16 protein-coding genes and 1 pseudogene are annotated in these 21,259 nt (G+C 64.3%); 6 read left to right on the top strand and 11 right to left on the bottom strand.

Annotated elements, in window-relative coordinates:
• Nucleotide 1: 1 nt before the first annotated feature.
• Nucleotides 2-241, top strand: coding sequence for a hypothetical protein (locus HAP47_RS16510; protein ID WP_173637333.1), 240 nt, complete (start codon nt 2-4; stop codon nt 239-241).
• A gap of 237 nt (nt 242-478) precedes the next feature.
• On the opposite strand, the gene HAP47_RS16505 is transcribed toward HAP47_RS16510, so the two are convergent.
• Both HAP47_RS16505 and HAP47_RS16500 read right to left on the bottom strand, forming a co-directional pair.
• Nucleotides 479-871 carry a COG4315 family predicted lipoprotein gene (locus HAP47_RS16505; protein WP_173637334.1) on the bottom strand — a complete coding sequence of 131 codons (393 nt, stop codon included), beginning with the start codon at nt 869-871 and terminating at the stop codon, nt 479-481.
• Between the two features lie 144 nt (nt 872-1,015).
• Nucleotides 1,016-1,756 carry a bestrophin-like domain gene (locus tag HAP47_RS16500; protein WP_173637335.1) on the bottom strand — a complete coding sequence of 247 codons (741 nt, stop codon included), beginning with the start codon at nt 1,754-1,756 and terminating at the stop codon, nt 1,016-1,018.
• 143 nt (nt 1,757-1,899) lie between these two features.
• Here HAP47_RS16500 and HAP47_RS16495 point away from each other — a divergent pair, with 143 nt between their 5' ends.
• On the top strand, nt 1,900-2,844 hold the full coding sequence (locus HAP47_RS16495) for an ornithine cyclodeaminase family protein (RefSeq protein ID WP_173637336.1): 945 nt from the start codon (nt 1,900-1,902) through the stop codon (nt 2,842-2,844).
• A gap of 699 nt (nt 2,845-3,543) precedes the next feature.
• On the opposite strand, the pseudogene coaA reads toward HAP47_RS16495, so the two are convergent.
• From coaA to HAP47_RS16475, 4 genes and pseudogenes are all read right to left on the bottom strand, one after another.
• A pseudogene (gene coaA, locus HAP47_RS16490) lies at nt 3,544-4,483 on the bottom strand (type I pantothenate kinase).
• 164 nt (nt 4,484-4,647) lie between these two features.
• A complete protein-coding gene (locus HAP47_RS16485; RefSeq protein WP_173637337.1) occupies nt 4,648-6,906 on the bottom strand; it encodes a xanthine dehydrogenase family protein molybdopterin-binding subunit in 2,259 nt (752 codons plus the stop codon).
• A complete protein-coding gene (locus HAP47_RS16480; RefSeq protein WP_173637338.1) occupies nt 6,903-7,385 on the bottom strand; it encodes a (2Fe-2S)-binding protein in 483 nt (160 codons plus the stop codon). The genes HAP47_RS16485 and HAP47_RS16480 overlap by 4 nt, the downstream gene beginning before the upstream one ends.
• Nucleotides 7,386-7,389: 4 nt before the next feature.
• On the bottom strand, nt 7,390-8,250 hold the full coding sequence (locus tag HAP47_RS16475; protein WP_173640469.1) for an FAD binding domain-containing protein: 861 nt from the start codon (nt 8,248-8,250) through the stop codon (nt 7,390-7,392).
• Nucleotides 8,251-8,609: 359 nt separating this feature from the next.
• Here HAP47_RS16475 and HAP47_RS16470 point away from each other — a divergent pair, with 359 nt between their 5' ends.
• Nucleotides 8,610-10,220 (top strand): ABC transporter substrate-binding protein, encoded by a 1,611-nt coding sequence (locus tag HAP47_RS16470; RefSeq protein WP_173640470.1) that lies wholly within the window; start codon nt 8,610-8,612, stop codon nt 10,218-10,220.
• A 302-nt stretch (nt 10,221-10,522) separates the two neighbouring features.
• Here HAP47_RS16470 and HAP47_RS16465 read toward each other — a convergent pair whose 3' ends face one another.
• The gene (locus HAP47_RS16465; protein ID WP_173637339.1) at nt 10,523-12,532 is read right to left on the bottom strand and encodes an SPFH domain-containing protein; all 2,010 of its coding nucleotides are present in this window, start codon (nt 12,530-12,532) and stop codon (nt 10,523-10,525) included.
• A 179-nt stretch (nt 12,533-12,711) separates the two neighbouring features.
• On the opposite strand from HAP47_RS16465, the gene HAP47_RS16460 reads away from it, so the two are divergent.
• Nucleotides 12,712-12,948, top strand: a complete 237-nt coding sequence (locus HAP47_RS16460; protein WP_173637340.1) for a hypothetical protein — start codon at nt 12,712-12,714, stop codon at nt 12,946-12,948.
• Between the two features lie 50 nt (nt 12,949-12,998).
• On the opposite strand, the gene HAP47_RS16455 is transcribed toward HAP47_RS16460, so the two are convergent.
• Nucleotides 12,999-13,841, bottom strand: a complete 843-nt coding sequence (locus HAP47_RS16455; RefSeq protein WP_173637341.1) for a metal-dependent phosphohydrolase — start codon at nt 13,839-13,841, stop codon at nt 12,999-13,001.
• 359 nt (nt 13,842-14,200) lie between these two features.
• Between HAP47_RS16455 and cax the strand changes: the two genes are divergently transcribed.
• A complete protein-coding gene (gene cax / locus HAP47_RS16450; RefSeq protein WP_173640471.1) occupies nt 14,201-15,364 on the top strand; it encodes a calcium/proton exchanger in 1,164 nt (387 codons plus the stop codon).
• A gap of 606 nt (nt 15,365-15,970) precedes the next feature.
• On the opposite strand, the gene HAP47_RS16440 is transcribed toward cax, so the two are convergent.
• From HAP47_RS16440 to HAP47_RS16430, 3 genes are all read right to left on the bottom strand, one after another.
• Nucleotides 15,971-17,110 carry an amidohydrolase/deacetylase family metallohydrolase gene (locus HAP47_RS16440; protein WP_173637342.1) on the bottom strand — a complete coding sequence of 380 codons (1,140 nt, stop codon included), beginning with the start codon at nt 17,108-17,110 and terminating at the stop codon, nt 15,971-15,973.
• Between the two features lie 59 nt (nt 17,111-17,169).
• Complete coding sequence (locus HAP47_RS16435; RefSeq protein ID WP_173637343.1) at nt 17,170-19,125, bottom strand: patatin-like phospholipase family protein; 1,956 nt, start codon at nt 19,123-19,125, stop codon at nt 17,170-17,172.
• 122 nt (nt 19,126-19,247) lie between these two features.
• A complete protein-coding gene (locus HAP47_RS16430) occupies nt 19,248-20,399 on the bottom strand; it encodes a zinc-binding dehydrogenase (RefSeq protein ID WP_173637344.1) in 1,152 nt (383 codons plus the stop codon).
• Nucleotides 20,400-20,632: 233 nt separating this feature from the next.
• Here HAP47_RS16430 and HAP47_RS16425 point away from each other — a divergent pair, with 233 nt between their 5' ends.
• Nucleotides 20,633-21,160, top strand: coding sequence for a hypothetical protein (locus HAP47_RS16425; protein WP_173637345.1), 528 nt, complete (start codon nt 20,633-20,635; stop codon nt 21,158-21,160).
• Nucleotides 21,161-21,259: the final 99 nt, after the last annotated feature.

Genomic DNA, 21,259 nt, shown 5'->3' with positions numbered 1-21,259 from the left:
CATGTTTCGATTCATTGCTGTCTTGGGTTTTGCCGTTTCGCTGACGGCTTCGGCGCACGCGATAACCCCGGCACCGCTTCCTCAAGCGGACAACATGTTCACCCAAGTCGCCGTCGGCTGCGGTATTGGCAGAACTCGCGTCGCCGGCGTCTGCGTGGCAAGGACCACCGTCCGTCACACCCGTCGGGCCGCGCGCCGATGCCTGCGCTGGCATGGCGGCGTCTGCGCCCGATACGAGTGACGGCGCCGGCGGCGATCGGTTCGCGATCGGGTCTTCGGAGGATCGAACGAACTACGCTCCGATAGGATGGAGCCCTCCGAGGGATTGCGTCAGGCAAACAGATCGCTTCCGGCTGTCGGCCATCTCGGGCCGCGCCATATGGGTCGCACGCTTGGGCGAACCCGCCGCGCAGCGCATGCGCGCGAGATGGCGGGTTACGCTTGCGCTAACCCGCCCTACGGTCCTCCCCGCAACTCATCAGGGCTGCGCGAGGTGCCAGGCGCCGTTGAGAAAACCGTCGCCGGTGATGTCGCCGGCCTTCTGGTCCTTGGCGAAGGTATAGAGCGGCTTGCCCTTGTAGGCCCACTGCTTCGAGCCGTCGTCGCGCGAGATGATGGTGTAGCCGCCTTCGGCCTTGTCGCTGGCTTCCGCCTTCAACACCGGCCAGTTCGTGGCACACGGGCCGTTGCAGGCCGACTTGCCTTCGGTGTCCTTGTCGAAGGTGTAGAGCGTCATGCCCTTGGTGTCGGTCAGGACCGAGCCCTTCGCCGTGGTGCCGGTCTTGGTCGGCGGCGCGGCAAGGGCGGCAGATGCGAGCGCGAACGAAGCGGCGGTGGCGAGCGCGAGTGCGAGTGCGAGCGTTGTCTTCATGGTGTCTCCCTTTCGAATGCAAATGGCTTGCATGCGTAGGACGCCGAAGTAAGCACCGTATTCCGTTGGCGGCCTGCGAAGAATTTTCGACCGGGCGACGGGCGTGAGGGGAATAAAGCCGAGAGCGCGTGCCGATACCGGCAGCTACCGCCTGATCTCCTCGGCCGCGCGCACCAGCGGGCGGTCGGAGAGCTGGATCGGGCCGGAGAACGGCGTGCTCATTTCGAGGATCAGATAGATCGCGGCCGAGATCAGCGCCGCGGCAGCGATGGTGATCGAGACCACGACCGCATTGCGTGGCGCGCGAAAGCCCAGCGTCGCGAACATCAGCGTCAGCCACCCGACCAGGATGCAGATCAGCGGCGAAGGAAACGAACTGTCGGACTGCTCGGCAAAGGTCCAGCGCTGCTGCACCGCCTGCCGGTAGACCGACCGGGCGTCGTTCCACAGCGCGACACTCTGCTCGTCGTCGAATTTCAGCTCGCGGATGCTGGTGCCGACCTCGTCGAGCAAATGTTCGGACACCTCGTTCGCGCGCGAGATCGGGGCATCCTTGAGCGCCTGCTCGACATAGGCGAGCAGCCGCCGGCGCGGCTCGTCGGCGCTGGGGCCAAGCGGCCGCAGGCTGCGGTCGAGCAGGATGAGGTCGGTCGCGAAGACATGCAGGTTGCGGTCAACAGCCACATAGGTGTTGGCCGAATTGTTCATCATCAGGCCGAGCAGCAGCGACGGCATGGTGACGAACAGTGTTGCGACCAGGCGTATCGAGGTATTGGTCTCGTCGCTGCGGTGATGGTCCTTGAGCCGGCCATGGATCGCCATGGTCGCAAGCGCGGCGCCGCCGAGCAGCATGAAGATCAGGATGGCGACGACGACTGCAACCACGGCTTGCGAAAACCTGCGAGAGAATCAGGTGCGCAGGATAGCAAGCGCCGCGCGGCGGCGCATGTCCGGTTGACTGGCCGTCCCTACGCGCTATCAGTCCGGAGCGCTTTTTGGGGCGTCCGGCGCGCCCGAGGAGAGAAACAGTGCACATTGTCGACGACCGCGAGGTCAACCGCGTCCTGACCTTTCCGATCCTGATCGAGGCGATCGAGGCCGCGCACCGGCGGCCGAAGATCGCCGTCAAGGACGGCTATCTCGGCGACGACAGGGGCCAGCAGCTGGTGACGCGCAGCGCGGTCGATGCCGGCCGCTTCATGATGACCAAGCTGTACACCAGCTTCCCGGGCAACCTTGCGCATGGCAAGCTGCCGGCCGTGCAGGCGGTCTGCGTGCTGTTCGACGGCAATGACGGGCGGCCGCTGGCGGTGATGGACGCCGCGGAGATCACTCATTGGAAGACCGCCGCGGACTCCGCGCTAGGCGCCAAGCATCTGGCGCGGCCGGACGCCGAGACGCTGCTGGTGGTCGGCGCCGGCGAGATGGCGCGCTGGCTGGTGCGCGGCCACCGCACGGTGCGGCCGCGGCTGAAGCGGGTGCGGATCTGGAACCGGACGGTCGAGCGCGCGCAGGAGCTCGCCACGCTGCTGGAGGACGACGGCATCGCCGCCGATGTCGTCACCGATCTCGATGCCGCGACGCGCGAGGCCGCCATCATCACCACCTGCACCCGCTCGCGCGAACCGCTGGTGAAGGGCGCCAACCTGAAGCCCGGCACCCATCTCGATCTGGTCGGCGGCTTCACCCCCGACACCCGCGAGTCCGACGACGAGGCGGCGCGGCGCGCGCGCATCTTCGTCGACCGCCACGAATCCGCCTTCGACGGCGTCGGCGACATCCTTGCGCCGATCGCCAGCGGCGCCATCCGCGAGAGCGACGTGCTCGGCGATCACTACGACCTCGCGACCGGCAAGGTCGCCGGCCGGCAGTCGGCCAGTGACATCACCTTCTTCAAGAATGCCGGCGGCGGGCATCTCGATCTGATGACCTGCGAGACGGTGCTTGCGCAGCTGGGGAAGGAGCTGCGGTGACAGGTAGCCCACGCGAGCGCAGCAATTGCTGCTTGCTTACCGAGAATTGTCGGCGTTAATTTGTAGTTGTTGAAACTCATCGAGCCAATTTGATGTCTCATCCCGTAGATGACGATCCAGTCATGGCATCAGCAATAGGGCGATGTTCTAATAATTGGACCCATGTGGAGTCCATTCTTGCCTGGATGTTCAGTCACCTCACGGATACGAACTTGACTGTCGCAGTAACCGTTTTCAGCTTCTTTAAGGCAACTCGTACCCAATGTGACGTGCTAAATAAGCTAGCGAAGATGGCGCCGTTCATGACCGAGGAACTGAAAGCGAGTCTTCGCAGTGCGCTGAAGGATTATCGTCGGTTGGCAGAAGGTCGAAATGAGCTGCTGCATAATCCGATTGGGCGAAGCGTGGAGAACCAAGTTTATATTATGCTTAGGACAGCGACGCCTGAGGCAGGAAAACTACCCTATCAAACGAAGACCATAAGTCCGGCAGAGATCGATGACCTATCAAATAAGATTAGGCTTCTTAGTTCGGAACTCCGAGAAGTTGAGAGCGCCATAGGGAGCGCGAGGATTGTGGCTCGTTCCACGAACTAATACAAACGACCCGGCGGTCGATGAGTAGCCGGCATGAGCGTAGCGACATGCGGGAAAATCGCTCCCCGGATATCGCTTCGCTCATCCGGGCTAGATCTCTACTTTACGTCTCCCGCAGCCAGACCTCACCGATCGAATGGTCGGAGCGCTTGCGTAGCACGACGTCGGCCCGCGTCCGCGTCGGCAGGATGTTCTCCCTGAGATTGGCGCGATGATGCTCACGCCACAACCTCTCCGCGACCTTGCGCGCGTCGCCGGGCGGCAGGTCCCTGTAGTGGTGGAAATAGGAGGCGGGGTTTCGGAACGCAGTCGGCTGCAGCCTGAGGAAGCGCTCGACATACCAGGACTGGATGTCGGCCTCGTCGGCATCAAGGTAGATCGAGAAGTCGAAGAAGTCCGACACCACCACGGGCGCGGTGCCGCGCGCCAACAGCACGTTGAGGCCCTCGAACACCAGGATATCCGGCTGGCGGATGACCTGGCGTTCGGACGGCACGATGTCGCCGATCAGATGCGAGTAGACGGGCAGCTCCAGCTCGGCTTCACCCGCCTTGGCCGCCGCGAGAAACCGCAGCATGCGCGGCAGATCGTAGCTTTCCGGAAAGCCCTTGCGCCGCATCAGGCCGCGCTCTTCGAGAACAGCGTTGGGATGCAGGAAGCCGTCGGTCGTCACCAGCGCGACCCGCGGATGGTCGGCCCAACCGGCCAGCAGCGCGCACAGCACACGGGCGAAGGTGCTCTTGCCGACGCCGACGCTGCCGGCTAACGCGACAATGTGGGGCGAACGGCGCGCCGGCCGGCCGAGAAACTCCGCCTTGACCTGCATCAGATTGCGCGCCGCCGAGAAATGCAGATTCAACAGGGCGCGTCAGCGGCAGGTACACATCACTGACTTCGGACGATGTGATCGGCCCGTTCAGGCCGCGAAGCGCCGCGAGATCGGCGTCCGACAGCGTCAGCGACGTGCTGGCGCGCAACGCCGCCCAATCGCTTCGGCTGAAGAACATGTAGGCGGACAGCTCGTCGGGGTGGGTCATTCTCATCCGTCACGGTGAGCCTGATGCATGCGATCGATCTTGCCGAGGCAAAGACTGCCACGTCAATGGCGCAGAACCGTAGGGCGGGTTAGGCGAAGCCGTAACCCGCCGTCTTTCAGTTGGTCGAGTGCGCGGCGGGTTACGCTAGCGCTAACCCGCCCTGCCGCTTCCTACTCCGCGGCCCGCTGCGCCGGTGCGTCCAGCGCCGCCGACACCTTCGGCGGCGACATCGGCAGGCTGTAGAAGCGTTTGCCGAGTGCGTTATGCACCGCGTTGGCGACTGCGGCCATCACCGGCACTAGCGGCACTTCGCCGACGCCCTTGACGCCCTGCGGATGCTTCGGGTTCGGCACCTCGACCAGCGCGCAGTCGAGCATCGGCAGGTCGGAGCAGACCGGCATCCGGTAATCGAGGAAGCCCGGATTATCGACCTTGCCGTCCTTGTTGTAGATGTATTCCTCGTTCAGCGCCCAGCCGATGCCCTGCGCGACGCCGCCCTGCAGCTGGCCCTCGACATAGCTCGGATGCACGGCGCGGCCGACATCCTGCACGGCGGTGTAGCGGATCACCCTGACGATGCCGAGATCGACATCGACCTCGACGTCGCAGATATGCGTGCCGAAGCCGCCCTCGGCGCCCTGGGTGTTGAGCTGCACGCTGGCGCCGATCGGGCCGCCCTGCGACGGCGCCTTCTCGGCAAGGTCGGCGAGCGTCAGCGGTTCGAACTGGCCGGCATTCGGGCTCACCGGATGCGCGGCGCCGTTCTCCCACTTCACCGCTTCCGGGTCGATCTCCCAGATCTTCGCGGCGCGCTCGCGCAAGGTCGCGATCACCTTGTCGGCCGCCTGCGTCACCACCATCGAGGAGGCGAACAGCACACGGCTGCCGCCGGTAAGGTTGGAGAAGCCGATCGTCTGGGTGTCGCCGATGATGACGGAGACGCGCTTGTAATCGATGCCGAGCAACTCGGCGCAGATGTTGGCGATGCCGGCGCGCGAGCCGCCGATGTCGGGATGCCCGGTCGTGACCACGACGTTGCCGTCCTCGGTGATGTTGACTTGCGCGGAGGATTCACCGCCGGCGTTGAACCAGAATCCGGAGGCGACGCCCCTGCCCTGATATTTGCGGAGCGGCGCGGCATAATGCGGATGGTTCTTCGCGGCCTCCAGAGTCTCGATATAGCCGATGCGCGGAAACACCGGGCCGTGCGCGGCCTTGGTGCCTTCCTTGGCCGCGTTCTTCAGCCGCAGCGCCAGCGGATCCATCTTCAGCGCCTCGGCAAGCTCGTCGAGCACGCATTCCACCGCGTAGGCGCCGATCGGCGCGCCGGGCGCGCGATAGGCCGCGACCTTGGAGCGGTTGGAGCAGACGTCGAAGCCTTCCGACAGCACATGCGGAATGTCGTAGGGCGCGAAGCTGCATCCGACCGCACCGCGGATCGGCGAACCCGGGAAGGCGCCGGCCTGCAGATAGAAGCTGCCGTGGGCGGCGACGATGGTTCCGTCCTTCCTGGCGCCGATCTTCACCGTGCTCTTCGAGCCCGAGGTCGGCCCGGTGGCGCGCATCACCTCCTCGCGGGTCATCACCATCTTCACGGGCCGGCCGGATTTTTTCGCGAGCAAGGTCGCGAGCGGCTCGAGATAGACGATGGTCTTGCCGCCGAAGCCGCCGCCGATCTCGGCGGGGATGGCGCGGATGTCGTTCTGTGGGATGCCGGTCAGCATCGAGGTCATCGCGCGCACCATGAACTGGCCCTGGCTCGACGACCAGATCGTGGTCTTGCCGTCGGCGGCGACAGAAATCAGGCAGGCATGCGGCTCGATATAGCCCTGGTGCACCGGGCGCGTGGTGAAGGAGCGCTCGACGACGATCTCGGCGTCCTTGAACCCTTGCGCGATGTCACCCTTCCTGGATTCGATGCGGCCCATGATGTTCGAGGGCTTGCCGTCGAATTTGTTGAACTCGTGCAGGATCGGTGCGTCAGGCCTCAAGGCGTCGTCGATCTCGATCGCCCAGGGCAACACCTCGTAGTCGACCTCGATCAGCTTGCAGGCTTCCGCCGCGATCGCCTCCGTGGTCGCGGCGACGGCAGCGACGGGATGGCCGGGGAACAGCGCCTTGTCGCGCGCCATCACGTTGCGGCACATCCAGCGCATATCCTGGATGCCGAGCATCACGGCGCCCTTCTCGATCGTGAAGTCGACGATGTCGCGCGAGGTGACCACCGCCTTGACGCCGGGCAGCGCCTCGGCCTTCGCGGTGTTGATCGACTTGATGCGAGCATGCGGATGCGGGCTGCGCAGCACCTTGCCCCAGATCATGCCGGGCATGGTGGTGTCGGCGGCGAACGCCGCGCGGCCGGTTACCTTGTCGACGCCATCGGGCCTGATGGTGCGCTGACCGATCCATTTGTTGTTGACGACGTTCATGGCCTCATCTCCCGCATTTCAGCGGCGGTCTCCATCACCGCGCGGACGATCTTGTCGTAACCGGTGCACCGGCAGAGATTGCCGGCGAGCCAGAATCGGACTTCCTCTTCGGTCGGATTCGCGTTGCGCGCCAGCAGCGCCTCGGACGCCACCAGCATGCCCGAGGTGCAGATGCCGCACTGGAGCGCGGCGTGCTCGAGGAATTTCTGCTGCAACGGATGCAGCTTCTCGCCCGTGGCCATGCCCTCGATGGTCCGGATCTCGTGGCCCTCGGCCTCGGCCGCGAGCATCAGGCAGGAGCAGATCAGCCGGCCGTTGAGCGTGATCGAGCAGGCGCCGCAATCGCCCGAGGCGCAGCCCTCCTTGGAGCCGGTGAGCCCCAATTGTCCGCGCAAGGCATCGAGCATGGTCTCATACGGCTCGCACAGGAATTCGACCGGCTCGCCGTTGACGGAGGTGGTGACGTGCAGCTTCGGCATGGTGCTAGTGTCCTCCGGCGCGCTGGGCGGCGATCGCGGCGGTGCGCTTGAGCAGCACGCCGGCGGTTTTTGTCCTGTAGGCAATGGTGCCGCGCTTGTCGTCGATCGGACGGCAGGCGGCACGGCATGCCGCAGCAGCCGCTTCCAGCGCCGTATCGTCGAGCTTCGAACCAACAAGCGCCTGCGCTGCCGGCGCGACCAGCAGCGCGGTCGGCGCCACCGCGCCGAGGCCGACGCGGGCCGCGGTGCAGACGCCGTCCTGCAAGGTCAGGCTGACGCCGATGCCGACCACCGCGATGTCCATCTCGGTGCGCGGGATCATCCGCAAGTAAGCATCGCCGGAGCCTTTGGGACGCGGCGGCAAGGTGAAGCTGACGAGGATCTCGCCCGGCTTGAGGTTGGTCTGTCCCGGCCCGGCCGGCACATCCTCGACCTTGAGCTCGCGGCGGCCGTTTGGGCCCTGCACGGTGACGACCGCGCCTGCCGCGATCATCGCCGGCACGCTGTCGCCGGCCGGCGAGCCGTTGCAGAGATTGCCGCCGGCGGAGGCCCGGCCCTGCACCTGCTTGGAGCCGATCAGGTTCACCGCCTCGAGCACGCCCGGCCAGACCTTGCCGAAGCGTGCATGGTCGGCGAGCTCCATGCCGGAGACGGCAGCGCCGACGCGGAAACCGCCATCGGCGGTTTCGGTGATCTCGGTCATCTCGCCGATCTTCTTGATGTCGACGATCAATCCCGGCCGCACCAGGCCGGAGCGCATTTGCACCAATAAGTCGGTGCCCCCTGCCATAATGCGGGCGGCACTCCCGGCGGCAGCAAATGCGCCGATCGCTTCATCAAGCGTGCGCGGTGCTACGTATCGGATATCGGTCATGACGGTTCTTCTGGTCTCCCTCGGCTGCTTGTTCCCTTAAGGATGTGCGGGATATGGCCTTATTGCTGGCCGGCAGACCGCAAGCCTACACGGCGGATCGCCGTCCGAACAGCCTGCGAGGTGCGGCAGGAAGCGCAGGCTCCTATGCAGGATGCGCGCTTGCGCGGTGCCTGTGGTGGCGCGCGACGGCGACGGGTCATCGAACGTTCACGTCACCGGACCATGCGAACCCGCCGCCGAAATCCTGAGATTGGCGGCATGGCCCTTGCTTGCTTTGCGTCACGGATTGGTGAAGCATGCGGCTCGCTGCGGCCTACGTGCCGGCGCAACGACAGATCGAGGGACGGCGAATGGTCGATGTTTCGCGCAGAACGCTCCTCAAGCTCGCGGCCAGCGTGCCGCCGGCGATTGCGGCCCCGGCTCTCCTCTCATCGAGAGCCATCGCCGCCGGCAAGGGCAAGACCATATCGGCGGTGATGCATTCGGACCTGCGCATCATCGATCCCGGTTTCACCACCGCCTACATCACCCGCGACCATGGCTACATGGTCTACGACACGCTGCTCGGCATCGATTCAAGCTTCAAGGTCCGGCCGCAGATGGCGGACTGGACGGTCTCCGACGACAAGCTGACCTACACCTTCACGCTGCGCGACGGCCTGAAATGGCATGACGGCGCGGCTGTCACGGCGGAGGACTGCATCGCCTCGCTGAAGCGCTGGACCGTCGTCGACGGCATGGCGCAGAAGCTGGCCGAGTTCACCGCCTCCCTCGAGGCCGGCGGACCGAAGACGATCGTGCTGAAGCTCAAGGAGCCGTACGGCCTGGTGCTGGAGTCGCTGGCAAAGCCCTCCTCCTATGTCGCCTTCATGATGCCGAAGCGGCTCGCGGAGACGCCGCCAGGCAAGCAGATCGCCGAGCAGATCGGCTCCGGGCCGTTCAAATTCGTGCAGGCCGAATTCCAGCCGGGCGTGAAGGCGGTCTATGAGCGGAACGCCGACTACGTGCCGCGCAAGGAAAAGCCGGATTGGCTGTCGGGCGGCAAGGTCGCGAAGGTCGATCGCGTCGAATGGATCACGATGCCCGATGCGCAGACCGCGATCAACGCGCTGCAATCCGGCGACATCGATTTCCTGGAACAGCCCTCGATCGACCTGGTGCCGGTGCTCGAAGCCAATTCCGATCTCACCGTGGCCGTGCTGAACAAGTTCGGCTTCCAGATCGAAGGCCGAATGAATTTCCTGCACCCGCCGTTCGACAATCCCAAGATCCGCCGCGCGGCATTCCTGGCGATGAACCAGAAGGACGTGCTCGACGCCACCGTCGGCAACTCAAAATATTACGAGATCTGCGGCTCCTATTTCGCCTGCGACACGCCGCTCGCGAGCGACGCCGGCGCGGAGACGCTGATCAAGGGCAACGGCATGGCCGAGGCGAAGAAGGCGCTCGCCGCCTCGGGCTATGACGGCACGCCCGTCGTGATCATGATCCCCGGCGACGTGCAGACGCTGAAGGGACCGCCGACCGTCGCAGCGCAGCTGCTGCGCGCGGCCGGCTTCAATGTCGACGCGCAGGTGACCGACTGGCAGACCGTGGTGAGCCGACGCGCCAGCCAGAAGCCGCCCAAGGAAGGGGGCTGGAACCTGTTCTTCACCTTCACCGGCGCAACCGAGGTGATGAACCCGATCGTCAACAACCAGATCGCCGCGAACGGCAAGCGGGCCTGGTTCGGCTGGCCCGAGGACGCCAAGCTCGAGCAGATGCGCGACGCCTACGCGCGCGCCACCTCGCCTGAAGAGCAGAAGAAGCTCGCGGTGGAGATCCAGAAGCAAGCCTACGAGCAGGTGATCTATGTCCCGCTCGGCCAGTTCCGCTTGCCGAGCGCCTGGCGCAAATCGCTCACCGGCGTGCTGGAAGGCCCGGCGCCGCCGGTGTTCTGGAACGTGGACAAGAGCGAATAGGATCGGCGGCGCTTTTGCGCGCTGCCAAAATATCGAAAACAACCCCATGCAAAGGAGCCGACGGCCGCCGGCGTTCGACCGGGCAACTTGACACGTCGGGCAAATCAGGCATATATTTCCAATATTCCGAAATCGTGCATGCACCCCTCGCCCCGCAATGGCGAGGCTATCGCATATGGGCTCGATCTCCCCACGAACGCGTCATGCCCGGCCTTGTGCCGGGCATCCACGTCTTGGTTTCCGTGCGAGGGAGCACAACATCTTTGCGGTCGCTCGCTCGACGGCATCGCACGATCGCCGTGTCACTGGCCGTTGGTGCGGCGCCCGGCCTTCGGCGCCTCGTCCTTCAGCCTCTCCAATGCGCCGGGCATCATCTGCCCGAACATCGAGCTCAGCATCGCGGTCGGGATCAGGCCCGCATTGCCGCCTTCACCCGCCTGCCCGCCCGACATCAGGAATTGCGGCACCAGCGGCTGGTTGATCCGCGTCAGCGCATCGGCGAACTTCGCGAAGTTCTGCTCGGCAAGCCGGTACTCCGGCCCGCCATAGGCATCGACCGACAGCTTGGTCGCCTGTGCGTTGGCGGTACCGACCGCGAGCACCCGGTCGGCCTCGCCCTGGCCTTCCAGCCGCGACTGCTCGCCGACCGCAGCTGCGGTCACCTTCCTCGTCTCGGCATCCTTCTGCGCGCGGGCGAGCGCAGCCGCGCCCTCGTTCTCGTGGACCTTGACCTGGATCAGCGACTGGGTCAGTGCCGTCTGCGCTGCCGCCGTCGCCTTGGCTTCGTTCAGCGCGCGCTCCTGCACCGCGGCCTTCTCCTGCTCCTGATATGTCTCGATCTGCTCGCGTGCGATCTGGCGCGAGCGGAGCTGAATCAGGATGTTCTCGATGGTGTGGTCACCGGGGGCCGCGCGCGGCGTGCCGATCAACACCTCCTGAAGGTCGAGCGAATAGCTCTCGAACCTCGCCTTCATGTCGTGTTCCGCCTCCGCCTGGATCGCGGCGCGGTTCTGCAGCAGCTCGATCAGCGTCATCTTCTGCGCGATGTTCTTGAAGAACGCGCTGACCATCGGGTCGAGCGTCTGCTCGACCAGCTTCTTCACGTCGCCGAAGCGCTGGATGATCATCGGCGCCTTCTTGTAGTCGATATGCATCACCACCGAGAGCGGCAGCGTCGGCTCGAACGCGTCCTTGGTGATCAGCGAGATCTCCGACAGGTTCTCGTCGAGCTTCATCGCGCCGACCTCGCCGCGCACCCATTTCAGGATGAAGTTGACGGTCGGGATCACCTCGATCTTGCCGGCATAGGTGTTGAACGCGTACTTGCCCGGCAGCAGCGGGTCCTTCCAGACGCCGCGGCTGCCGTTGAGCACCAGCTCGCCATGGCGATACTGCTCGCCCGAGACGTCGTCGGTGCGCGGGCCGGTGTAGAAGATGACGACACCGACATTGCCGACCGGGATCACCGTCTTCGGCACCGCCTCGACGGTCGCGAACAGGCGGTTGATGTACCAGGTGCCCTCGACGATGACCTGGAGCTGGCGGCCGCGATAACCGCCGGCGAGCAGGAATTTCTCGGGCTCCTGGAAATTGTTGTGGAAGGTCGCAGCATCCCGCAGCTCGATACCGACCTCGGGCGCGATGATCTCGCCCGGAGGCAGCGACGGGCCGTCATGCACGGTGACGATGCCGACCAGATCGTGATCGGCCGCCAGCACCACCGGCGCAAAGCCCCAGCGCTCGGTGATCGTGAGCTGCATGCTCTCGAGCACGCCGCGTTCCCGCTCGCTGAGCGCATGACCGTAGACGCGCTCGTCGGTGATAATCGCGAACTGCGTTGTGTTGATCGCATAGGTACCTTCGCGCAGGACCTTGCGCTGCGGCCCCTTCTGGCCGCCGCCGAGCAGGAAGCGGCGCGCGTCCTGGAAGTCCGACTTGTCTTCGGTGTCGTTGGCGCCGAGCACCTGCGACGGCTCCAGCGCCGCACCGTCGCGCGCGAACACGTAGGCGATCTTGCCCTGGCCGACGGTCACGAGATCCGAGCGGTGGATCCGGTACATGAAGGGAAACATCACGTGCAGGCCGCCGCGCAGCACTTCCGGCTCGTAGCCGGCCTCACCGTTCAGCGCGATGAAGCCGTCCTCGATCGAGCCCTTGATCGCCCACAGCTTCTCGACGATGCCGACCTGATTGTTGGGAATGTAGCGAAATACGTTCGATACGCGCAGCAGGATCACACATGCGACCGCTATCGCGATCCAAATGGCAGGCTGGGTTAAACCTGAACCATTAAGAAAACCGAGGAAGTCCATAATCCATCTCCACAATTCGCAACTGGGCGGTTTGGGAGCCCAAACCTGCACCGAAGAATTGCGGTGCGGAGATGTGGTCGGCGGCCCAAGGGCCGCAAGGCGCGAACATTATTCGCACTGCCAATCTTTTTTTGATGACAGGATGAACCGCCGAACCGGTCGCGCGACATTGATGCGCGATGAGTCTGCTGCGATTGCGCATCATTCGCAGTGCGTTCGCCTTGCGCGACAGCGCGCAAAGCTGTCAGCTGTTGGAGAGCGCAATGCAAAATTACATAAATCACGAAAACGTCAGACGTTATCAGCGACTCATCGCGATCGGCGAGCCTGCTACGTCTCGCGACGGAACGCGGCACCAAACGCTATTCGCCGAGACCGTCGAACGCGGATTCGCGGCGGTCGACGAGCTGCGCTGAATCGGACTTGGCCCGGCTTCAGGCGGGTCGATGGCCCCAGCCGGCGCCAACTACGGCTGCGGTCCCGACAGATTCATCTCACGCTCCGCCCGAAACACGTTACCATAAAGAGTTGCTATCCATCGACGGCCGCGAGAGGTGACATTGAGATAGCGTATCGCCGTCTGAATTTGGGGAGCAACAGTCTTCCAATAGAACTGGGGATACTTATAAACGATGTCTGCCGGCGTCGCGTAGCCCAGCGTTTTGTTGAGCCCGACCTCTTCAAATTCGTAGAACAGCGCGTTCGACTTCCTCAGATAATGGGGATCGCCGAGCTGCCCGATAAGATCGGCGGCCCGCAGCAGCAACCCCTCTTCTTCTATCAGACTCTCGTTCGACGATAGCGAATAAGGAAAGCGGGTATATTCGATTGCCCGGGCCACGCGGTTCGCATCCAGCTCTTCCGAGTCCAGGCGCTCGAGGACGAACAATTTCGAACGGTCCACATGATACGGGGCAAGCGCGGCATCGGACGATCCCCGAGGCAGACGAATGGTGCCACCATTTACATCTGCGATGAAGGACTCGTCTTCATCTCCTTGAACAACGCCGCGAACGTACCCGATGTCATGGGTGAGGCACGCCAAAATGAAACTCGCATAATCGTTTGCTGTCGTCGGCCGCAACAGCGTACGTCCGGTTAAGATGTCGTGCCCGGCAAGGGTAACGAGCAGTGTATGCTCAATGTTGTGGTACAGGGCGTCGCTGTTACCGATGCACTCCAACGTGAGCTTCGCCGCAAACGGAAGCAGCTCAGTCAAACCGGCGTGTGAAGCTCCAAACCGGTCCTTCGTTTCCGCCGTTAGAAACGCCCCCAAGGCTTGCGATACCAGTTCCGGAACTGTGATCATTTCAATATTCCCTTCAGCTTGCGCAGCAATGACACGTCGAGCACTTCGTGTCGGGCAGGGTTGGGAGTATTTAACGCTTTCAGCGCAACTCTAGAGTAGCTGGCCCCTGCCCGTTGATCTGGATCAATGTAGTAGGCGCCTGGGTCACCGCCCCTTTTCGGAAGCGCCGCGCAAGCTATCGAAAGTCCGGTGTCGGGGTGAAGCGGACCTCACGGTTGCGCTTTCCGACGTCCGAGTTTGACCCCGAAGCGGACATTTCCTGGGGCAAGGCCCATGAATATGTTGAGCCAGATCAATGCTCGCCTCGCCGCCGGGTTCGACTTTCCGCCGTGCAGCCAGTCTGGAGATGGCACCCCGTGATGCAACCTTTACTCAAGGAAATCCGGCACACTCCTTTGCTCTGGATGCTGGTCTTCGTGCCGGCCGTGCTGGTGGCCGAAAGGGCTGCGCCACACTCCCACACCTTGCTGTTCGTGCTCGCTGTGCTTGCGATAGTGCCGCTTGCCGCTCTTCTCAGCCACGCCACCGAAGCCGTCGCCGCGAAAACCGGCGACGCGGTCGGTGGACTGCTCAACGCGACGCTGGGCAATCTGACGGAGCTGATCATCGCCATCACCGCGCTGCGCGCCGGCCAGTACACGCTCGTGAAGGCGTCGATCGCGGGTGCAATCGTCACCAACGCTCTGTTCATGCTCGGCGTCTGTCTGCTGATCGGCGGGCTGCGCTATCACGTGCAGGAATTCAACCGTTCCGGTGGGCGGCTCTATTCCGGTCTGTTGCTGATGGCGACCGTCGCGCTGCTCGCTCCGTCAGCGGTTGCCGACCTCGACCTCGCACAAGGCGAGGCAATCATGCAGAGGCTCAGCGTCGGTCTCGCCGTCCTGCTCATGGTCGCCTATAGCCTCGGCCTGTTGTTTTCGTTGAAGACCCATAAGGAGCTGTTCGCGAGCGCGGAGCACAACGAGGTTGAGGTGCAGTGGCCAGTTGGCCTTGCGGCCGGCACGCTGTTCGGCGTCACTGTGCTGGTCGCGCTGGTGAGCGAGATCTTTGTGGAGTCCGTGCAGAAGGCGGCGGAAACATTTGGGATGAGCCCGGCCTTTGTCGGCTTCATCATCGTCTCGCTGGTCGGCGCCGCCGCCGAGTTTGCCGTGGCCTTTTCCGCGGCGCGCAAGGACCGGCTTGACATGAGCGTCAGCATCGCGCTCGGCAGCGCCTCCCAGATCGCGTTGTTCGTGGCACCTGCGCTTGTGCTGCTCAGCTATGTCGTCGGACCATCACCGATGAGCCTGCAGTTCTGGCCGGGCGCGGTGACCATGGTGATGATCGCGACCGTGACGGCGAGCTTCATCACGAGCAGTGGGCGCTCGGCATGGTTCATCGGCGCGCTGCTCATCTTCATCTACGCGGTCTTCGCGTTGACGCTCTACGTAGTTCCGCCGGCGACCCAGGGGCCGGCTAAAGCCGACACCTCTTTCCGTGGCCCGTCCGTCAGCCCCACCCCGTTTACTCATTCGCGCGAGTAACTGAGTGGAGTCTGGCCCCTTTTTGGAAGTGGTGGCTCTAGACGTGGTGCCCGCTGTTGAGGGAAGACCGGAATAGCTTGACATGGATCAAGAGCACCATCGAGGAACCCGGGTCAGTGTGGAAACGCTCAAGCCAAAGTAAAGCCGCCTCGGAAGGCGGCACAGAACCTGATCAGGAGAAGAGCATGAAAACGCTAACGGTAGTCGGCGCGGCCCTAGGAGCAGCGATGTTGTGTTTGTCTCCCGTCTCGCTTCACTTGTCGCCTGCGGGGACTGTCGTTATCTCCGTGGACAAGGCTGACGCTCGTGTCGGTCGCCCGCTCACACCTGGCAGCGTCGCGGGGGTTAATAGGCGAGTGCATCGGCGCGCGTACTACGGAGCTGCGGCAGGTGCGGCTGCCGTCGGAGCAGCGGCTACTGGAGCGTACTATTACGGCCGTCGCTGCGGTTACTATCCATATCCGCCTTGCTGAGACCGTCAGAAGCAGCGGCAGTGAGGTGGTCGAACAGGTCCGCCGGGCTTCCGGTTTCGGGTCCAACATTCAGACCGGCATCGATGTCGCCTTCTTGAGGGCAAAGCGCTCGCGGGTCTTGTGAGGAACGGCGCTACCTCGGATGCCACCAGCGGCCGCCGATCACGACGCCTTCGGATGCGATCTTGCGATCGCCGGTCAGGTGTTCGCCGACCACGTCGACATAATCGAACTGCCCGTCCCTGATCGAGATCAGCGTGGCGTCGCCGACGCTGCCCGGCTTCAGGCTGCCGAGCTCCGGCCGCCGCAACGCCATCGCGGCGTTGACGGTGGACGCAGCGATCACGTCCGGCAGCGACATCCCCATGCAGAGGAATTTCGACATCGTCGTCACCTGGTCGAAGGCAGGACCGTCGATGCAGAGCCGATGGATATCGGAGGAGATGGTGTCGGGGTAGAAGCCGTTGGCGAGCATCGCGCGCGCGGTCTTGAAGGCGAACGAGCCCTTGCCATGGCCGATGTCAAACAACACGCCGCGCTCGCGCGCCTCCAGCACCACCTTCTTCACCGTGCCCTGCGCGGTCGCGGGCGTGTTGGGGAACGGTCGGAACGCATGCGTCAGCACATCGCCCGGGCGCAAGCGCGCGAGCACCTCCTCGTAGCTCGGCGGCGGGTGATCGATATGCGCCATCAAGGGCATGCCGACCTGCTCGGCAACCTCGAGCGCGATCTCGAGCGGCACCAGCCCCGAGGTACCCGAGGCGTGCAAGCCGACCCGCACCTTGATGCCGACGATGAGATCGCGGTTCTCGTCAGCCACGCGCGCGGCGTCGACCGGATTCATCAGCCGCAATTCCTCGCTCTCGCCGACCATCACGCGATCGGAGAAGCCGAAGATGCCGGCATGCGAGACATGCAGATAGGCGAGGATGCGGACCTGGCTCGGCTCGATCACGTGCTTGCGGAAGCCGGCGAAATTGCCGGGACCGGCGCTGCCGGTGTCGACCGAGGTGGTGACGCCGGAGTTGCGGCAAAATTCCTCCGCGTCGATGCCGAGCGAGGTGCCGCCCCAATAGACATGGGTGTGCAGGTCGATGATCCCCGGCGAGACGATCAGCCCGGAGACATCGCGGACCTCGGTTGCGGGATCGGCCATCAGCTCCCGGCCGACCGCAGCGACCTTGCCGCCGGCAAAGGCGACATCTGTCACCGCATCGAGCTTTTGCGACGGGTCGACCACCCGTCCGCCGCGCAGAATCAAATCGAAAGGCATCGTCGTCTCCGGATTTCAGTCCGGCACGATGGTCGACTTCGGCGCCGCCCGCAAGACGTTCAGCCGACGCTCGCCTGATGAGAGACCGGCGCGCTCACCGTCGTCTGATCCGCGCTGTCGTCCGCGCTCAAGTCCGCACCCGTGTCCGCAGCCTTATCCGCCACCCTGGCCGACGCGACGATGGCAGCAATGGCCGGATTATGCGCCGCCTCCGAGGCGGCAATGGTGTCTTGCGCCCAGCGATACGAGGACTCGAAGATTTCCTGATGGCGGTCGAAATCGGTCACGTCGATGCCCTCAGGCGTTGGCGGGCGCATCACCAGGTCGAGCGGCGTGGTCGGCAGCGTATCGTAGCGCTGATGCGCGACGAGGCTTCGCCACAACACGTTGACGGCGCTCGGCGCGGCCGGAAGCGCCTTCCGCCGGAACGGCGTCAGCAGCGACGCGAGCAGTTCCAGCCGTCCAGGCAGCGCGGCATAGTCGACGTCGAACATCTCGGTCGCCGGCTCGCCGAAATGCACCACCAGATTCGGCCCGCTCTTCAGCTGGTGCATTTGCGCCAGCGGAACGTTGTCGACGAGGCACCCATCGACCAGCATCGAACCGTCCTTGGTATAGAATGGCGGCAGCAGGCCGGGGATCGCGCTCGATGCACGCACCGCCTGCCAGAGCAGGCCGGTCCTGATCAATTCGAGATTGTGCGTCGACAGATTGGTCGCGACCGCCGCGAACGGCCGCCAGCAATCCTCGATCCGACAGTTGTCGCCGTACTGATCGGCAAGCGCCCGATCGAAGGCCTTGTGGTCCAGCAGCGCATAGCGCGGCCAGGTCGGGCGGCGGAAGCTGCGGCTGGAGACGAAGATCTCATGCGTGCCGCGCTCGAGATGCTCGGCGTCGTAGTTCTTGGCAAAGCCCGCCGCCATCGCCGAACCGACGCTGGTGCCGACAAAGATGTCGAACATGGTGCCGCGCTCGCGAAACGCCTTGTAGATGCCGACATGCGCGGTGCCGAGGCTGCCGCCGCCGCCGGCGACAAACCCGATGGCGCGACCGCACAGGAAGCGCACCAGACTCTCGATATCGATCTGGTCCTCGAGCGCGACATGGTGATTCATGAAGCAAGGCAGTCGCGCCAGCCAGGCCGCGGTGCCGCTGACCTCGTGTTGCCTGATATCATGAACACGAACCAGGCGTCGCGCCGACGCCGGATGCACCCCGCAGGCGAAGCTTTCGAGATCGGTGAGAACCGGCGGCGGAGCCTCACCGCGGCAGGCGAACACCACGAGGTCGGCCTGGCGAATGGTCTTGCGCGCCCATTCGGATGCTTCCGCACCACCGAAATAAGCCACCAGCGGCGCGTCGTACTCGATCCGGTTGAGCCAGTCGGCGACCTCGGACGAGTCCAGCGCGCGGCCGGGAAACAACGCCTGAACGCGCGCGAGATCGACGATCTCGGCACCTGCTGTGGCTAGGCCTTCGCGCAACCTCCGTTCAAAGGCAGCCGGCACCGGCTCCCGTCCGCCCGCAATCAGCGCGACGGTGCGCGCCTTTGGCGACGCCCGGACGGGCAACAGCCGCGCGGTCTGGATGGCAAACCGCTGCGCAAGCGCGGCAAGCAGTGCCTCGACGATGCCGGGCGCTTCCTGCACAAGCCTTGCATAGGCCGCCCGCGTCAATACCAGCACGCTGGTATCGCGGATCGCGATCACGTTGGCCGTGCGCGGGATGTTGGCGAAGAAGCCGATCTCGCCGACCAGTTCGCCGGCGCGAAGCTCCGCAATCGGCTCGGGATGATCGGTCCGATGCACCGCCAGCGCGCCGTGTAGCACCAGGAACAATGCGTCCGAAGCGCCGCCCTGCTCGACCAGCAGCTCACCACGCACCAGGTCGCGCCGGGTCATCGCGCCAAAGGCAATCAGCCGCTGCTCAGGGCTGAGCTTACGGAACAGCGCGAAGTCCTCGGACAGGTTTCCCCACGCAAACGTTGCGCTCGGCGGCACACGGTTCGATTGCATGCGCGCATGTTAGCGCCGGGCCGCCGTCCCGGCGAGCGATATCAGGCCGGTCCTGACGGCGCCCCGGCTGGCATTCCTTGGGAGCACTGCAACAGGAATAGCGACGCTTCCATTGGCCTGCTTCATCCGACCAGCTCCGGCCACGGCACGATGGTCGACTTCACCGTCTTCATCGCCATCGCGTCCGCCACCGCGCGTGCGACGCCGTCCTCGGTGAACGGATAGATCGTCTGCATGTCGAGCCACGGGTATTTGTTGCGCGTGCGGTAGAGCATGTCGACGCCGAGCGGCAGGTCGTTGCCGGTAAAGCCCCAGGAGCCGAGCACGTTGAGGTCCTTTGTGCAGATGCGGTGCCACGACGTATTGATCGAGCCGGCGTCGGTGAACTGCCCCATCTCGACATAGGTGCCGCCGTCGCGCAGCATCTCGATGCCTTCGGGGCCGGCGGTCGGATGGCCCGAGCAATCCATCACGAGGTCGGCGCCGAAGCCGCCGACGATGTCGCGCACCGCCTTGATGCGCTCCTCCGGCGTCTTCAGCAGCTCGATATCGACGGTCGCCTCGGCGCCGAACTCGCGCGCCAGCGCCAGCCGCGGCGTTTCCGGCGCGCCGACGCAGATCACGCGCCCCGCTCCCATCTCCTGCGCGGCCGCGACCGCGAGGATGCCGATCGGCCCGGAGCCCTGGATCACCACGGTGTCGCCCCAGCTGAAGCCGCCGGCGCGCGTGGCGCGGTTGAAGGCGCGGATGCAGGACGTCAGGGGCTCCGACAGCGCGCCCAGCCGCAGCGACATGTCGTCGGGCAATTTGTAGATCTTGGTGCCGGGCAGCATGTCGAGATCGACATAGACATATTCGGCCCAGCCGCCCCACATGTGCGGCGCCTTGTCGAAGCCGAGATAGCGGCCGTAATACACCGGCATCAGGCACTTGTTGGCGCTCTCGGGATAATGGATGCAGTAATAGCAGCGGCCGCACGGCATCAAGGGCGGGATCATGACCTTCGATCCCACCCGCAGCGGCTTGCTCATGAAGTCTTCGGTGAATTCCGGGCCGCATTCGACGATCACGCCGCCGAGCTCGTGGCCGAGCGTGAACGGCCATGGCAGCGGCTTCGGCCAGTGTCCCTTCAGGATGTGCAGGTCGGTTCCGCAAACGCCGCAGGCGCCGACCTTGATCAGGGCCGCCTTTTTGCCGACATCCGGCCATGGCACGGTCCGGATTACCGGCTTGGCTCCCGGTCCGTCATGCGTGCAGACGCGGATCTGCTCCATCGGTTCGCTCTCCCTGTCCTTGTCATTGGGCCGGGTTCGGCCGCACCGACTTTAGGTCAGGACGATCGGGATGTCATGAACGCCTGTCATGAACGCCTCTATGACAGACCTGGCGGGACGACGCGCTTCAAGTCTTGCCGGGAGTATTTTTCCGCAAGGAAGCATCGCAAAGAACCGTTGATTGTGAACGCAACCGAGGGCCAACAGGCTGGTAGCATTGCGGGGAACGACACATGAATTCTGGTATCGAAGGCATCGTCGGCATGTATGTCAGGCTGGGCGAGCTGGACACGCTGCAACGAATGAAGGAGCATCGGCAGAACCTGCTCGACCAATGTGTCGACACCGCGCATTTCAGCTTCGACGTCACGCGATCGATCTACAAGAGCGACATCGAGGTGATCGAAGCCGGCATCGAGAGCCTCTCGGGCGAGGTCACCGGCCATGTCGACGTCTTCAGCGAGAACAGGATCGCCGGCTGGGCCTTGTACGACCAGCACCCCGACAAACGAGTCACGATCGATATCTATTTCAACGGCGATCATGTTGCCGAAGTTGTCGCCGATCAATTCCGCAAGGATCTTCTCAAGCTCAACAAGGGCGATGGGCACCACGGCTTCATGTTCGAGCCGCCGGCCGGCTCCTATCAGCCGCCTTTGCAGCTCGAGATCCGTGCGGCGAAGCGCAAGGTGCTAAAGACCGTGACTGTTGAGCCACCGGCGGAGCCGGTCGAACCGGCCATGGACGCGGAAGCCAAGTAACAAGCCGCGTCGCCTGCGCACCGAGATCGTCGGGACGGCCCACGATGTGCTCGGCGTGCAGATGGGTGATAAAGTGCGCCGTGATCGCGCCGATCGAGA

The organism is Bradyrhizobium sp. 41S5 (assembly GCF_011516665.3).
GTDB lineage: Bacteria > Pseudomonadota > Alphaproteobacteria > Rhizobiales > Xanthobacteraceae > Bradyrhizobium > Bradyrhizobium quebecense.
The sequence above is the reverse complement of the archived record's forward strand: the minus strand, read 5'-3'. Positions and strand labels throughout refer to the sequence as shown.